Genomic DNA, 14,563 nt, shown 5'->3' with positions numbered 1-14,563 from the left:
TTAAGAGTCGAGCTTAACGAAAAATTAATCTTCGTGCTCAGCACCACTCTGCTTACCAGCGCCGGTCATACCGTACATGGTAGTGGAACCGGAGGACCAGTATTCAACTTTCTCTTCTTTAACGAGAGCGGTCAGAACTTTCTTAACTTCGCGACCCTTTGCATCAGGAAAGAGCTTGGTGAAGTCGTTGAAGTAAAATTTACTTTTTGCACCGGTCTTCTTTTCGAGGAAGGCCATGATTTCTTCCTTAGCGGAATCCATATCGATCGGCATAATAAGCCCCTTTCTTTTTAAAGGGGTACGGCAAAATGCCGTACCCCATATTTCTCAATTCTAAATTAGAACTTGAACTGAGTGGACTGACGCCAAGTGTAGTAAGCGGGATCACGGAAATCATCGATCAGGTGGGGAGTAAACTCGATACCAGTCTTTTCGAAGAAACGTTCCCAGCCAATACGCTCTGCCCAGTCACCCAGACGTTCGTACTTGTTAGCTTCAGCTTTGTAGACGTCCACGATTGTGCGGATAGTCTTGGTAAGTGTAGGCCAACGGGGAGGTTCGTTAGGAATAAATGCAACAACAACTTTGGAGAACTTAGGCATGGAGATACGGTTAGAAACCTTACCACCAACCATCAGTGCAATACCGTCACCTTCCTTATCGGAGAGGGGCAGGGAGGGGCACATGGTGTAGCAGTTACCGCAGTACATGCAGCGTTCTTCCTTAATAGCAACAGTCTTGTACTGTTTACCGTCGAGTTCGATCTTGGAGGGACGAACTGCGCCGGTAGGACAAGAAGCAACTGCCAAAGGAATTTCGCAGAGGTTGTCGAGGTATTCGTGGTCAATGATGGGGGGCTTACGGTGGATACCGACAACAGCGATATCGGAGCAGTGGCAAGCACCACACATGTTCAGGCAGCAAGCAACAGCGATACGCACGGGTGCGGGCATGTTGTGGCCGACGAACTCATCAAAGAGGTCATCCATGATGACTTTAACAGTACCGGAAGCATCGGTCGCGGGGGTGTGGCAGTGAACCCAACCCTGAGTGTGAACGATGTTGGATACACCAGCACCGGTACCACCAACGGGGAATTTGTAGGAGCCACCTTCGAACTTACGGCTGAGCAGATCTTCTTTCAGGGCAATCATCTTGTCCTTGGAGTCGGTCATGAACTCAACGTTGTTACGAGTGGTGAAACGGAGGTAACCGTCGCAGTGCTTGTCTGCAACTTCACACATTTCACGAATGAGGGTGATACTCATGAGACGAGCGGTACCACAGCGGACTGTGTATACTTCATCTCCGGATTCGGCAACGTGAACCAGTACGCCCGGCTCAAGGATTTCGTGGTAGAGCCACTTGCCGTAGTTATTCTTGATAACCGGGGGCAGGAACTCTCTGAAGTCGCGAGGTCCAATGTCCGAGATCCGGTTTTCCATCGGTTTGTCTGGATTGTAGCCAGAAGAAACGAACGCCATGTCTGTCCTCCCGTATTATCTCTGGTGTCTTTTTCTGTATTCGTTAACGTCACGTTCCCAAGGACCATCAACATCTTCAGCTTTCCAGAAGATGTAGGGGTTATGTCTGGGTTCCTGAACGTGTCTGGGATCAGCCTTGATGCCGGTAACTTCGAGAAGCTTCTGGAAGCCCATGCGACGCATGGTCTCACCGAGACGCTCACGGTTTTTACCTTCTTCCATCCACCAGTCCCAAATGTTTTCAACAACTTCCTTAACTTCGTCGAAAGGCTCTTCAACCTTGATGAAGGGTACGAGGAGGGAGCTGAGCTGAGGACCGTCGAGGATCGGAGCTTTAGCACCACAAAGGATGGATGCGCCGCGATCGTTACCGATCATCAGTGCGCGAGGCATGGTGTTGATGCAGTGCATGCAGTGCATACATTCTTTGTCGTTGATTTCCAGTTTGCCGTCAGCGTACTTGATGCACTTACCGGGGCAGAGGTCAACAACTTCTTTCTGAATGTCAAATGCACCCCAGTCACGGCCGGAGTGAGCGCCAGCGTTAGGCTTGAACTCACCACCAACGTAAGCTGCAACAGCTTCCTGGTCGATGCGGATTTCGTCTTTCCAGATACCTACAACAGAGAAGTCGGAACGTGCGAGAGCACATACGCAGCTGTTGGGGCAAGCATCAAATTTGAATTTGAACTTGTAGGGGAAAGCGGGACGGTGAAGTTCGTCCTGGAATTCCATGGTCATGTCGTAGCACAGAGCCTGTGCGTCGTAACATGCGTATTCACAACGGGACTGGCCGAGACAAGCTGCGGGAGTACGCAGGTTGGAGCCGGAGCCACCGAGGTCAACATCAGCATTGTGAGTCAGTTCGAAGAAAATTTCTTCGAGCTGGGGAGTGGTGGTACCGAGGAAGACGATGTCACCGGTAGAACCGTGCATGTTGGTCAGACCGGAACCGCGCATATCCCAAATGTCGATGATCTTGTTCAGGAATTCGGTGGTGTAGTACTTAGCGGTGGGCTGAGCAACACGAACAGTGTGGAAGTGTGCTACGCCGGGGAACATTTCGGGCTGGTCACAGTAACGACCGATAACGCCGCCGCCGTAACCGAAAACGCCAACGATACCGCCGTGCTTCCAGTGAGTTTCACCATCATTGTAAGAGAGCTCGAGAACGCCGAGAAGGTCTTCGCAGACTTGAACGGGAATCTGATATTCCACGTCCTTCTCGTTTTTTGCTCTAACTTCGGCTTCTTGTTTTACGTCGGACACGAAGCTAGGCCATGGCCCGCTTTCAAGCTCGTCCAACAAGGGAGTTTTGTGTTTCGCCATTCCCTTAAACCTCCATAAAGTTTAATAAGATATACCTACCAATACAAATTAGGCATCCGGTATGTAAATCGGATATACCGACTCGCCCGGTTGCTTTCCTCTCTTAGTGCGAGACCCCCCGTCATCTTTTGATGCAAGGGGAGGGAAAGATACCCTTAAGTGAAAAAAAACACAACCTATGAACATGGATAATTAACATACTCCGGCATTGTCAACAAGTGATTCAATTTATCACTTTTGAAAACTCAGACTTGCCAAGCAAGGCTTATTCAGCGTATTTACTCATCCCGAACACAAGGTGCGTCTGTAGTAAACATTTCCTACAAAAAAATTTGATAACCAGCAACATAAACTTGAAAAAGTGGTTCTTATAATATGAATGAATGTAAACAATGCGGCACCTGCTGCCGAAAAGGCGGCCCTGCGCTGCACACTCAGGACCTTCCCCTGCTCAAAGAGAGCGACGGCATTGACCTTACCGACATTGTAACCCTGCGCAAAGGCGAACTCGCTTACGACCAGCCACAGGGGGCGGTACTTCCTCTTGATGAGGAAATTCTCAAAATCAAAGGAACCGGCGGAGAATGGATCTGTTCATTCCTGGCTCAGTCCTCAAATGTCTGCCGCATTTATAAAAACCGCCCGCTTGAATGCCAAAAACTTTTCTGCGGTGATCCTGACCCTTTGATGGAAGTCTACAACAAGGATCGATTGTCCAGAAAAGACATTCTGCCTGAGGGCCACCCTGTGCTTGAACTCATCATAGATCACGATCAGAAGTGTGATCCCGTTAAGATGGCCGAGCTTGCAGCTTCCGCCATTGAAAACTGGGATGAGAGTGAAAGTCTCAAGGCCGACCTGCGTGAAATGCTCATCTTTGATGCTTCCATCCGTGAGCTGGTCATGGAAAAAGCCGGACTGCCCGAAGAATCCATGGATTTTTTCTTTGGACGTCCTATGAGCACGCTCATTAAAGGTTACGGTATTATCGCGACCCCCAATGGTAAATCTTTCTCACTGCGTAAACTTTAAGGATATTATAATGAAAGACGAACGTGGACTTTATTATTACCCTTCCCTGCAGACCCGCGATACAAAAATGTATGTGCGTGAAAATCAGGGGTCCGTTGAATTCAGACTCTGGTCCAACGATAACCCCGTTATCTGGGATAAGCACGAATGGCTGCCCTATGACGTGATCATGGAAGCCGCTGAAGAATACAAAAAGCGTGGTTCGGAGCGCAATCCGCTGTCCCTCTACGATCTCAGCGTAGCCCAGCAGCTGATCAAAGAAGACAAAATTACGCATTAATTTTTTGCTGAGCATTTTGCCTGGCTGATCATACGTGAAAAAATATCCCGGAAATCTTGTTTGATTTCCGGGATATTTTTATTCTGTTTCCAGCTTAAAGCCTTCTTTGCGCAGCATGGCGGCGAAAAGTCCGTCGCCGTCAATTAAATTTCCGTTGAATGTTCCATCGTAAATTTTGCCGATACCGCAGGATGGGGAGCGGGCTTTGAGGATAGCTTTATTGCTGCCTGCGAGCTTGGCAAGCTTGAGTGCTTCTTCCGCTCCGCGTATGAAACTTTCAGTGACATCCGCTCCTTCGTTGCTCATGACTTTGCCGTCGGTAATTTCGCAAGGGGGACGCGGGGTGGTCAATCCTCCCAGCTGCTCAGGGCAGACCGGTATTGCTTTACCTTCTGCTACCAGTTGCATAACTCTTTCATCCGCGTTGTCACCGCCGTCGTAACGGCAGCAAAGTCCGGCAAGGCATCCACTTACAATATACATACTTGTAACCTCCGCAGTGACAGTGTGCGTTGTTAGGATCTATTCATTGTGCTAGTGATAGATTTCATAAACAATTTTCACGGTCAAGGAGGAGTTATGACCGCCATCACCACTTCTGTTTTCGAATTATTCAAGATTGGCCCCGGTCCTTCAAGTTCTCACACTATCGGTCCTATGAAAGCCGGGTATAATTTTCATAATGCTGTGGGCGAACTCTCTCTTGATGCTGTACCGGATAATATTGAAATCAGGTTGTACGGCAGCTTAAGTGCCACCGGGGAAGGGCATGGAACTGACCGCGCCGTTGTAGCCGGACTGCTCGGTTTCAGGCCCGATAATGTTGAATGTGAATTTCTGGATTCCCTTGCTGACGGCACAGGCCACCAGTTTGAAAGTGGCGGGATATCAGTTCAATTGAGCGTGAAAGATGTTGTCTTTGCCGAGGTGGAAAATGATTTCCCTTACGCAAATACGCTTTTGATCAGACTCAGGAAAGGTACGCAAGTCCTCTTTGAGCAGGAATACTATTCTATCGGTGGCGGTTTTATTAAATGGAAGGGGCAGCAGGAAGAAATCCCCCGTGTGCCACCTTATCAATATTCCAACATGGATGAACTTAAAGCGATCCTTACTGAAGAAGGATTGCGCATGCATCAGGCTGTGCTGGTCAATGAAACCGCAATAACCGGGGTTTCAGAAGAGGAAGTATATGAAAAGCTTGATGCGATTCTTGATGCCATGAAGCAGGCAGTTGTGAACGGTCTCAATGCGGAAGGAACTTTGCCCGGTCCCATCGGTTTACATCGTAAGGCCAAACGTCTTTTTGAAAACAGCGGTCAGCCAAATGCAGCAGATAAATTTCTGCTCCGCCTCAATGCATACGGTTTTGCGGCTTCCGAGGAAAATGCTGCCGGACGTATTGTAGTCACCGCACCCACTTCCGGTTCAGCCGGGGTTATTCCTGCGGCGATCTATGCTCTTGAAGAAGATCTGGGTGTCAGCCGCGAAAAAGTGCGTGAGGGAATGCTTGTGGCTGCTGCTCTGGGATTCATCGCCAAGCATAATGCCAGCATTGCCGGAGCGGAAGTCGGGTGTCAGGGGGAAGTCGGGGTGGCTTCGGCCATGGCTGCCGGGCTGATTGCTTATGCTAACGGACACCGCTTCTGGCGTACTGAGAATGCCGCAGAATCGGCCCTTGAGCATCATCTCGGCATGACTTGTGATCCTGTGGGCGGGTATGTGCAGATTCCGTGTATTGAGCGCAATGCGATGGGAGTTGTCAGGGCCTACAATGCCTACCTCATAACTTCGGTTGAGAATGAAAAATTCCATAAAGTCAGCTTTGATGAAGTTGTGCGGGCCATGGCTGAAACCGGAAAGGATATGAATTCCAAATATAGGGAAACATCACTTGGCGGCTTGGCTGTTTCTGTTCCGAACTGCTGAGGATATTAAAAAATAAAATTAATGCGGGGAGCTGGTTGTTTTTCCAGTTTCCCGCTTTATATTTTGGTCCAGAAACAACAAGGAGTTCCCATGAAGAATATTTCCACCAAACTGGTTAATGCGGGCAAGGCCGAAGCCCGAGAATTCATAGATACAATTAATCCTCCACTGCACCGCGCGTCCACGGTACTTTTCGATTCTTACGCCGACCTCCAGAAATGCAATGCCGGAGAGTATGAGGGAATCCCTTACGGTCTTTGCGGTATGGCAGCCCAGAATGCTTTTGAGGCGGCTATGGTTGAGCTTGAAGGTGCTCATGGTTGCAAGGCCCTCCAGTCCGGAATCGCCGCTATTGCCATGGTGCTCATGGCCTACACCAAGCAGGGGGACCATATTCTGCTTTGTGATAATGTTTATGGTCCGACCCGCCATTTCAGTGATAAATTTCTTTCCAAGTACGGTGTGGAAGCTGAATACCTGCCCTCTGACACCGGAGCCGGGGTAGCTGATTACATTCGGGAAAACACAGTCCTGCTGTTTATGGAATCCCCCGGATCAAATACTCTTGAGATTCAGGATATCCCGGCAATCACCAAGGTCTGCCGGGAGAAGGGCATCGTAACCGTAATCGATAACACATGGGCTACTCCTCTTTATCTTAACCCCTTTGAACTTGGGGTTGATGTCTCCATCCACTCGGTGACCAAGTACATTACCGGGCATTCTGATATTCTTCTGGGCACTGTTTCAACTAATGAGCAGCATTGGGAAATTTTCGAAAGCTGCTACAATGTTTTTGAATCATACGCACCGCAGGAGGATTGTTATCAGGCCCTGCGCGGATTGCGTTCCCTGCCGGTCCGGCTGAAACATCACGGGGAATCCGCACTTGAAATTGCCAAATGGCTGGAAGGGCACGAAATGGTCGAGGCGGTTATCCATCCGGCACTTGAAAGCCATCCCCAGCACAGTCTTTGGAAAAGGGATTTCACAGGTTCCAGCGGCCTGTTTTCTTTTACCCTGAAGGAAGAATACGAGGACATTGACCATGCTCCCTTTGTGGATGGTCTTGAACTCTTCAGTATCGGTTACAGCTGGGGCGGATTCAAGAGCCTGATTACCGGTGGTAAATTCGAACGAACCAACCATTTCGGCTACGAAGGCAAGACCATTTTCAGGCTGAATATAGGTCTGGAAGATGTGGAAGACCTGAAGGCAGATCTGGCTCAGGGACTGAATAGGCTGAAAGCATAGCTGATCGCGCTGCGTCCTAATCTTTATTTCAATTTGCAAAAGTCCTTAATATCTTAATGATATTAAGGGCTTTGTGTGTATATGTTCTGAAAATTTCGGTCCCTTATTAAAAGTTTATCTGACACCTGAAGGGACTCTCTGTGGGGCTGCAGGAGGCATCTTTTGCAAATAGCAGCGGAGCATTTTAATTTTTAGCAGCCTGCAAATAAACCATCTGTAATTCGGGGACGCCAACCTCTTCGGCCCAGTGCAGATAGAGTGATTTCAGGAAATTGCGGCGCAGTTGCGGGGCGGCTTCAATACGGTTTTTTATGGCCGCCTCGACATTCATTTCATTAATGACATTGTGCATGGTCTCTGCCCGGTTGATGATGCGGTGTTCGCGTTCGATTAATTCATTTCCCTGCCGGGCGATTCGTTCCCTTAGTTCGTCGTCATCCAGCAGCATGTTGAACTTTTCTATCAGATCAGCGGCATTGTTCGGTTCGTAAGTAACCAGATGAACCTCATCTTCAAAGAGATCAAAAAGTCCGTTGTCTATTTTGGGAGTCAGTAGGCATGAACCGCAGGCTAGAGCTTCGAAAACCCTGAAATTAAGGTCTCCTCGTTCAGCGATGTTGAGCACTACTTTTGCTCTTGGGAAAAGCTCCCTGAAGCGCCCCTTGGTGACGTGGAGCCCCGGAATTTTTTCGGCAACTTTATCAAGAAATATTTTTCTTTCGGGGGTCAGTTCGGCATCTACAGTGCCGACGAAAAGTAGATCCCATTCCTTTTCCATGTCAGCGGGCTGGTCATGATCCATTGCGATGGGGGGAAACCAGAGTATACGTGATTCTTTCAAGCGTGGCGAGAAGCGTTCAAGGTGGTCTTTCAGGCTGACAAGGCAGATGTCGAATCCTTGGGCGTAGAGGGGGTACCAGCTGTGGATGTGAGTGTCGATACAGTGGAAAATAGTCAGGCAGGGGAAATTCTCCACCCCGGCTATGGGCGGGGCTATGGATTTGTCTGCATAGATGACTGCGAACGGTTCAGTCCCGGTTTTGTCTACAATATCCTGCCAGGTTAAGACCTGTTGACCTTCAAGGGGAATGTGGACTGTTTTGTAGCCAAGTCTATCCATACCTTTACGGAAGAATATATTACCGACCCATGCGATTGTTTTATCTTTTTGCGTATTCACAAAAAAAAGATATCAATTAACAGGCCGCTTTGGAAGGGGTAGAGTTTTTTTGAATTATAAGTATCAGCGGATCATTTCTGATAGGTCAGCTGCCTCCAGCTCAAGGGCCGGGGTGAATTTTGCCCCGAAAAGAGTGTTTTCCTGCCAGACTGTGACAGCTTTCTGGCTGCTCAGGAATCCGATATTGTCATTAAAAATGCAGCCGCGAATAAAAATTTCATCATCCAGCCTGAGCCGTTTTAAGTCGTTGCCGGAGTTGATCCTGAATTTCATCCCGTCAGGGGATATGTTCAGTATGGTAATATCCAGATCTTTTTCGGATGCTGAGGCGGCAATATCACATTGCCGGAAGAACCCGTTTATGGAACCAAGGTCAATTCGTATGTTTTTTCGGCGATCGTCAAATCTGTTCATTTCTTTCCTCCCCGGAGAGAGGGAACAATATGATTGCAAAAAATACAAGTGAATTATTTTTTTGTGTATTTTTCAATATTGAGGCGTTGTTTCCTACTGATAAGGTCAAGTTTTGGCGCAGATTTCATTGTTTAAATATCTTGGTAATGTTCTTAACGTTTGTATTTGTTGATATTGTCTGGCTGGATTTATGCAATCTGCAGTGGTCTCGACGTAATATATTATTTATTAGTATGCTCGTACCGTTGGTCTGATTTCTTTTTGTGTAAAAAAGTTATGGAAACGGAAATGGCGTATAAATACGTAGTTGAGTGAGGCCTCTTTGTTTTGTGTCAGTATTGTGCATGGCTGGTCCGGTTCGGTATAGTGCAAAGTCTTCCGGGAGATTCGGAGATGATTTTATGATTGATTGAAAACGTTTTTAGTCTTGGCTAAAGGCGTTAAAAAAGTTAAGTAGTTAGCTGTAGGGAATTGTAATATGGAATTTAACGCGGCAGCCTACTTAGGTGTCCGTGACAAATAAAGTCAGGAGTTTGCGGTGAGGAAGTTATTAATTGTTTTTGCTTTGCTGGGAATGTTGCTTCCCGGTTGTGTGTACGTGAACATGGATGTCGAGAACAAACCTGTGCAAGGTACAGATTTCAGCAAGCTGAAGACTTTCTCATTTAAACATAAAAGTGAGTCCAAACAAGATCTTGAAGCTATTCTGCTTAATTCTGCAAAGCTTGAGCTTGAAGCCAAAGGTTTCCGTTATGATCCCGCAGCCCCGGATTTTCTTGTTGTGGTAAATTTCGGCTCCAAGGCATTTCTGGAAAGAGGCAGCACATATAAACGGGAAGCCTATGAATATGATTACATCAGCAAAACTTATTCTGACATAGGTGTGGTTAAGACTGCTGATGCCTCACGGGTGAATAATACCGTGCGGATTTATCTGATGACCCCTGAGAATGATGGCTTAAAGACCTATCTGTGGCGTGGAAAGGCTGCAAGTGATGATCAGGAAGGGCTTGAAGTTGTAGGACGTTGTCTGGTTAAAGGTGCTTTGATGAAATTTCCTGTCGGTGAAGGAAAGTTTCGTGAAAAGCTGAGTGTCAGAGATTGTGAATAGATTTTAAAAAAAATGATCGCCTTAAGTGGCGGTATGTATATTCAAAAGGCTGTGGGGTTTCCCGCAGCCTTTTTCTTGTTTTGGGACCTTTGTTTATAGGGAAGATTCCTTTCAAGGCTAATGAAAATTTCAATAGCTCTTGACTTGAGGGTCTAATAGTGTCATTTGTGCATCTCTATATAACAATATTTTTATATATTGAATTTGAGTTGTAAGGCCTGCAGGAAACGGAAGGCGGTGAAAGTCCGTCGCAGGCGCGCTGCTGTAACCGGATAAATTAAAGTGAATGGCTCTTGGTCACTGTGTAAAACGGGAAGGTCATGAGCTGTGCGTCAAAAAGAACCGGAAGCCAGAAGACGTCCTGCAGGATTAAGTGGCGGACCGCGCGAACAGGTCCGGGAAACAGGGAGATAATCCCGCCGTACTATGCGGACACTGTAAACATGGAGATTGTAAATGCTGACGCACACCTTGGGCTACCCCAGAATAGGTAGTAACCGTGAACTGAAGAAGAAACTTGAATCCTATTGGAGAGGCGAGGCCGGAGCTGATGATCTGGCCCTTACCGCCAAGAAACTTCGCGCACAGCACTGGGAAGACCAGAAACAGGCCGGAGTGGATATTCTCCCGGTAGGGGATTTTTCATACTACGATCATATGCTGGATAATTCCTTTCGTTTCGGCGTTATTCCGGAAAGATATAATATTGCCGGAAGAAGTGCCGTACTTGATGACTACTTCCGTATGGCACGTGGTGAGGCGGGGGAGAACGGTGTCGCTGCCATGGAAATGACCAAGTGGTTTGACACAAACTACCACTATCTTGTTCCTGAATTCAGCAAGGATCAGGAATTTATTCTCGCTGATGAATCCCTGCTGCAGCAGCTGGGTGAGGCTGTCGAACTTGGCCATAGGGCTAAGGCTGTACTTCCCGGTCCGCTCACTTTTCTGCTGCTTGGTAAATGCGCGAATGAGGAGTTCGACCGTCTGGACCTGCTGGAAAGACTGCTGCCTGTTTATGTGGAGCTGATTGAAAAGCTTTCCGGCAAATGCACATGGATTCAGTTTGATGAACCTGTGCTGGCTCTTGATCTAGATGATAAAGTGCGCAGACTTTTTGCTCCTGTGTACCGGACACTCAAGGAAGCAGCTGCCGATACCAAGGTTATGGTTGCCTCCTATTTCGGCGGCTTGGGCGAGAATCTTGAAGCCGCAGCCTATCTTCCTGTCGATGCTCTGCACGTTGATCTTGTGCGCGGCGGTACGGACCTTGAGCAGCTGCTTACAAAATTGGACAGCAGGTTGATGCTTTCCCTCGGCGTAGTTGATGGCCGTAATATTTGGCGCGCTGATCTTGATAGTGCTGTTGCCAGCGTGAAAACAGCGGTAACCGTGCTCGGCGACGAGCGGGTGCTGGTTGCCCCTTCCTGCTCACTTCTGCACGTGCCTTTCGATCTGGAGCTTGAAACTAAGCTGGATAGTGAAATCAAATCATGGATGGCTTTTGCCCGCCAGAAATGCGCGGAAATCAGGCTGGTCGCTGACGCAGCTTCAGGCCGTTGCGTGCAAGAAAAGCTGACCCGAAACCGTAGCATTCTCAAATCTCGCAAGAACAGCATCCGAGTTAATAATGCGCAGGTCTCAGCCAGACTGGCTGCCCTTAAGGATGAAGATTACAAGCGTGATTCTCTGTATCCCCAGCGTGTTGAAGCACAGCGTGAACTTGGCTTTCCTCTGTTGCCCACGACTACAATCGGATCTTTCCCTCAGACCCCTGAAGTTCGTTCCACCAGAAGCGGTTTCAAAAATGGACGTATCCAAAAGGCGGATTATGAAAACTTTATGCGCGGCTACATTGAAGATTGTATTCGCAGACAGGAAGAAATCGGCCTTGATGTTCTGGTTCACGGTGAGCCGGAACGTAACGACATGGTTGAGTACTTCGGCGAGAACTTTGACGGGTATTGCTTTACTTCCAATGGCTGGGTGCAGAGCTATGGCTCCCGTTGCGTAAAGCCTCCGGTTATTTTCGGTGATGTTTCACGGCCCGGCCCCATTACCGTCGACTGGATTAATTACGCACAGTCCCTTTCCGGACGTGAGGTCAAAGGTATGCTCACCGGTCCGGTTACCATTCTTTGCTGGAGCTTTGTGCGTGACGACCAGCCGCGTAGCGAAACCTGCCGCCAGATAGCACTGGCAGTTCGCGATGAGGTTGCTGATCTGGAACAGAGCGGAGTCAGGGTTATCCAGATTGATGAACCCGCTTTGCGTGAAGGCCTTCCGTTGCGCAAATCCGAACAGGCCGAGTATCTTAAATGGGCCTGCGAGTGCTTCCGGCTCTCCGCTTCATGCGTTGCGGACAGCACCCAGATTCATACCCATATGTGCTACTGCGAATTCGATGAAATCATGGATTCCATAGCCGCTCTCGATGCTGACGTGATCAGCATTGAAGCCAGTCGCAGCCGCATGGAGCTTCTGGGCAGTTTCAGGCAGTTCAGTTACCCCAACGAAGTCGGTCCCGGTGTTTATGACATCCACAGTCCGGCAATTCCGGCAGCGGATGATATGGTCCGCCTGCTGGAAAAAGCGCTGGAAGTTATCCCGGCGCAGCGACTTTGGGTAAACCCGGATTGTGGTCTTAAAACCCGTAAGTGGGATGAGGTTGTTCCGGCCCTTGAAAATATGGTTAATGCGGCTGAAAAAGTACGCCGTAAAATTAAATAGATAGTGATTAATAATTCTTCTCAGGCCGTGCCTGCGGTCCGGGAAGCAAGCATATTAAATGGAGAATTAAAAATGCAGGTGGCACAGAATATCAATGAAACAGGACAGTTTTTTTCCTTTGAATTTTTTCCTCCCAAGGACAAATCCACTTGGCCCAAGTTCATGAAAAGGGCTGAAAGACTGGCCGCTCTAAATCCTCTTTTCGCTTCGGTTACGTACGGTGCGGGCGGCAGCAGCCATGAAAATTCACTTGAAATATGCTCCTTGCTGAAAAAGGAAATGGGTGTTGATATTCTTGCTCATCTGACCTGCGTCGGAGCCAGCGAGACTTCCATCGACGGTTTTGTGGACAGTCTGGTTCAGGCCGGAGTTTCGGATATTCTGGCCCTTGGCGGTGATGGTGTCGGTGATGCTGGGGGTGCTGATAATAGTCGTTTTTTTCATGCTTCCGATCTGGTTGAATACGTGGACGGTAAATTCTCTGAGGTCGGCATAGGGGTAGCCGGATATCCCGGCGGCCATCCTGATTCCCCTTCTCTGGTCCGTGATCTTGAGTTCCATCATACCAAGCTTTCCAAGGGTGCGGACTTCACCATGACCCAGCTTTTCTTTGATAACAGGGTCTATTTTGACTATGTGGAGCGTTTAGCTGAGCTGGGTATTGAGCGTCCGGTGATTCCCGGCGTGCTGCCTATCCAGTCCTTGAGTTCCCTGCGCCGGATCATGTCCTTGTGCGGTGCGGCTATTCCCGGTGATCTTTATTGCGGTGTGGAAAAGGCATTCGATAAGGGTGGCGATGAAGCGGTTATGGCTTTCGGTTTTGATTTTGCCCGCAAGCAGATTGCCGACCTTCTGGATAAGGGAGCACCCGGCGTGCATATTTACAGCCTGAACCGGGCAGCCATGTGTGAAAGGTTGATTACTGATTTGAAGGGCGACGGATATTTTTGTTAACTTCTGATTCGCAAAGTCTTTACGTGAAAACGCCCCGTCAGCCGATAAGGTTGACGGGGCGTTTGTTTTGGATGGCTTACAGAAACCCTTTGAAAATTTCCGCGATCTTGGCGGCGGACTGAACCCTTTCCGGGCCGTTCTCAATAATGAAAGGCAGGATCTTGTCGGAATAATTGCCGAGTCCTGAGAGCAGGGTTTCACTGAGCCCCTTTGAGGAGGGTGAGGCAATGAAGTTTTTGATTTCAGAGTAAAGAGTCTTTGCTTCACCGATGGAGTTATTGCCTGTTGTATAGGCAGTGGAAGCGTGGTCGTAGACTTTCTTGGCTTTCTCAATACTGCCGGGAGTGGTGATGATTTCGGTCAGCTTGGAAGTCAGGGAAGGGCTTGTTGTTGCCGAGTCCAGACTTTCGGAAAAACCGACCAGACCGGCAAGTTTGCTGAAAGCGGACCCGGAATTGATGTCAGCAAGTTTGGAGGTCAGGGCGTTGCTTTCAGTCGGATTGATCATGCTCATGACTGTCGTCTGGGCACCGACAAGGTTATCAGTGGAATCGTAAAAACCGTCATAGACGCTTTTAGCCCGGTCGAGCAGGCTGGCACCTTCTGCCGCACTTTTAGCTGTTTCAGCTGATGAGGACAGGTCATTGAGGCTGAAGGCGGAAGCGGCGGAAGCCTGCATGAACATACAGGCTGCGAGCAGCAGGGTAACAGCTATCATACGGGAACATGAATTTTTCATTATATCTCTCCATTTTTTAGATTAGGTCTGTACTATACCTGAACATAAAAATAATTCCATTAGAAAGCCTGTTTCTTTGTTGAGGAATAATTCAGAGAAGAGCTCAAGCTTTAACTGAGATTTGGCC

General features: G+C 48.4%; 14 protein-coding genes and 1 riboswitch. Of the genes, 7 read left to right on the top strand and 7 right to left on the bottom strand.

Annotated features, from left to right (window positions below):
• Window positions 1–24: 24 nt before the first annotated feature.
• The 3 genes from ACNI29_RS03355 to dsrA form a co-directional block, all read right to left on the bottom strand.
• On the bottom strand, window positions 25–273 hold the full coding sequence (locus ACNI29_RS03355) for a dissimilatory sulfite reductase D family protein (protein ID WP_419780775.1): 249 nt from the start codon (window positions 271–273) through the stop codon (window positions 25–27).
• Between the two features lie 65 nt (window positions 274–338).
• A complete protein-coding gene (dsrB, locus tag ACNI29_RS03350; RefSeq protein ID WP_419780774.1) occupies window positions 339–1,484 on the bottom strand; it encodes a dissimilatory-type sulfite reductase subunit beta in 1,146 nt (381 codons plus the stop codon).
• 15 nt (window positions 1,485–1,499) lie between these two features.
• Complete coding sequence (dsrA, locus tag ACNI29_RS03345; protein ID WP_419780773.1) at window positions 1,500–2,813, bottom strand: dissimilatory-type sulfite reductase subunit alpha; 1,314 nt, start codon at window positions 2,811–2,813, stop codon at window positions 1,500–1,502.
• Between the two features lie 375 nt (window positions 2,814–3,188).
• On the opposite strand from dsrA, the gene ACNI29_RS03340 reads away from it, so the two are divergent.
• Window positions 3,189–3,845, top strand: coding sequence for a YkgJ family cysteine cluster protein (locus tag ACNI29_RS03340; protein WP_419780772.1), 657 nt, complete (start codon window positions 3,189–3,191; stop codon window positions 3,843–3,845).
• Between the two features lie 10 nt (window positions 3,846–3,855).
• Window positions 3,856–4,125: a hypothetical protein gene (locus ACNI29_RS03335; RefSeq protein WP_419780771.1), complete on the top strand. Its 270-nt coding sequence runs from the start codon at window positions 3,856–3,858 to the stop codon at window positions 4,123–4,125.
• Window positions 4,126–4,203: 78 nt separating this feature from the next.
• On the opposite strand, the gene ACNI29_RS03330 is transcribed toward ACNI29_RS03335, so the two are convergent.
• Window positions 4,204–4,608 (bottom strand): 2-thiouracil desulfurase family protein, encoded by a 405-nt coding sequence (locus ACNI29_RS03330; RefSeq protein WP_419780770.1) that lies wholly within the window; start codon window positions 4,606–4,608, stop codon window positions 4,204–4,206.
• 96 nt (window positions 4,609–4,704) lie between these two features.
• On the opposite strand from ACNI29_RS03330, the gene ACNI29_RS03325 reads away from it, so the two are divergent.
• Window positions 4,705–6,054, top strand: a complete 1,350-nt coding sequence (locus tag ACNI29_RS03325) for an L-serine ammonia-lyase (RefSeq protein ID WP_419780769.1) — start codon at window positions 4,705–4,707, stop codon at window positions 6,052–6,054.
• A gap of 90 nt (window positions 6,055–6,144) precedes the next feature.
• On the top strand, window positions 6,145–7,308 hold the full coding sequence (gene metC / locus ACNI29_RS03320; RefSeq protein WP_419780768.1) for a cystathionine beta-lyase: 1,164 nt from the start codon (window positions 6,145–6,147) through the stop codon (window positions 7,306–7,308).
• Window positions 7,309–7,492: 184 nt separating this feature from the next.
• Here the strand turns inward: metC and ACNI29_RS03315 are convergent, their stop codons facing one another.
• Both ACNI29_RS03315 and ACNI29_RS03310 read right to left on the bottom strand, forming a co-directional pair.
• Window positions 7,493–8,488 (bottom strand): glycosyltransferase family protein, encoded by a 996-nt coding sequence (locus ACNI29_RS03315; protein WP_419780767.1) that lies wholly within the window; start codon window positions 8,486–8,488, stop codon window positions 7,493–7,495.
• Window positions 8,489–8,551: 63 nt separating this feature from the next.
• Window positions 8,552–8,902, bottom strand: coding sequence for a pilus assembly protein PilZ (locus ACNI29_RS03310; RefSeq protein ID WP_419780766.1), 351 nt, complete (start codon window positions 8,900–8,902; stop codon window positions 8,552–8,554).
• 538 nt (window positions 8,903–9,440) lie between these two features.
• Between ACNI29_RS03310 and ACNI29_RS03305 the strand changes: the two genes are divergently transcribed.
• From ACNI29_RS03305 to ACNI29_RS03295, 3 genes are all read left to right on the top strand, one after another.
• Window positions 9,441–10,013 (top strand): DUF4136 domain-containing protein, encoded by a 573-nt coding sequence (locus ACNI29_RS03305; protein WP_419780765.1) that lies wholly within the window; start codon window positions 9,441–9,443, stop codon window positions 10,011–10,013.
• A gap of 196 nt (window positions 10,014–10,209) precedes the next feature.
• Window positions 10,210–10,393, top strand: a riboswitch (cobalamin riboswitch).
• Between the two features lie 76 nt (window positions 10,394–10,469).
• A complete protein-coding gene (gene metE, locus ACNI29_RS03300) occupies window positions 10,470–12,743 on the top strand; it encodes a 5-methyltetrahydropteroyltriglutamate--homocysteine S-methyltransferase (RefSeq protein ID WP_419780764.1) in 2,274 nt (757 codons plus the stop codon).
• 72 nt (window positions 12,744–12,815) lie between these two features.
• Entirely contained in the window at window positions 12,816–13,697 is an 882-nt protein-coding gene (locus ACNI29_RS03295) for a methylenetetrahydrofolate reductase (protein ID WP_419780763.1), read from the top strand.
• A gap of 76 nt (window positions 13,698–13,773) precedes the next feature.
• Here the strand turns inward: ACNI29_RS03295 and ACNI29_RS03290 are convergent, their stop codons facing one another.
• Window positions 13,774–14,436 (bottom strand): hypothetical protein, encoded by a 663-nt coding sequence (locus tag ACNI29_RS03290; protein ID WP_419780762.1) that lies wholly within the window; start codon window positions 14,434–14,436, stop codon window positions 13,774–13,776.
• Between the last annotated feature and the right edge of the window lie 127 nt (window positions 14,437–14,563).

The sequence above is a fragment of the Maridesulfovibrio spiralis (SeqCode) genome (genome assembly GCF_048571135.1).
GTDB lineage: Bacteria > Desulfobacterota > Desulfovibrionia > Desulfovibrionales > Desulfovibrionaceae > Maridesulfovibrio > Maridesulfovibrio spiralis.
The sequence above is the reverse complement of the archived record's forward strand: the minus strand, read 5'-3'. Positions and strand labels throughout refer to the sequence as shown.

Coding starts and splice junctions, on each gene's coding strand:
- ACNI29_RS03295 (WP_419780763.1), top strand. CDS start 12,816: ATGCAGGTGGCACAGAATATCAATGAAACAGGACAGTTTTTTTCCTTT.
- ACNI29_RS03290 (WP_419780762.1), bottom strand. CDS start 14,436: ATGAAAAATTCATGTTCCCGTATGATAGCTGTTACCCTGCTGCTCGCA.
- metC (WP_419780768.1), top strand. CDS start 6,145: ATGAAGAATATTTCCACCAAACTGGTTAATGCGGGCAAGGCCGAAGCC.
- ACNI29_RS03355 (WP_419780775.1), bottom strand. CDS start 273: ATGCCGATCGATATGGATTCCGCTAAGGAAGAAATCATGGCCTTCCTC.
- ACNI29_RS03335 (WP_419780771.1), top strand. CDS start 3,856: ATGAAAGACGAACGTGGACTTTATTATTACCCTTCCCTGCAGACCCGC.
- metE (WP_419780764.1), top strand. CDS start 10,470: ATGCTGACGCACACCTTGGGCTACCCCAGAATAGGTAGTAACCGTGAA.
- ACNI29_RS03325 (WP_419780769.1), top strand. CDS start 4,705: ATGACCGCCATCACCACTTCTGTTTTCGAATTATTCAAGATTGGCCCC.
- ACNI29_RS03310 (WP_419780766.1), bottom strand. CDS start 8,902: ATGAACAGATTTGACGATCGCCGAAAAAACATACGAATTGACCTTGGT.
- dsrB (WP_419780774.1), bottom strand. CDS start 1,484: ATGGCGTTCGTTTCTTCTGGCTACAATCCAGACAAACCGATGGAAAAC.
- dsrA (WP_419780773.1), bottom strand. CDS start 2,813: ATGGCGAAACACAAAACTCCCTTGTTGGACGAGCTTGAAAGCGGGCCA.
- ACNI29_RS03340 (WP_419780772.1), top strand. CDS start 3,189: ATGAATGAATGTAAACAATGCGGCACCTGCTGCCGAAAAGGCGGCCCT.
- ACNI29_RS03330 (WP_419780770.1), bottom strand. CDS start 4,608: ATGTATATTGTAAGTGGATGCCTTGCCGGACTTTGCTGCCGTTACGAC.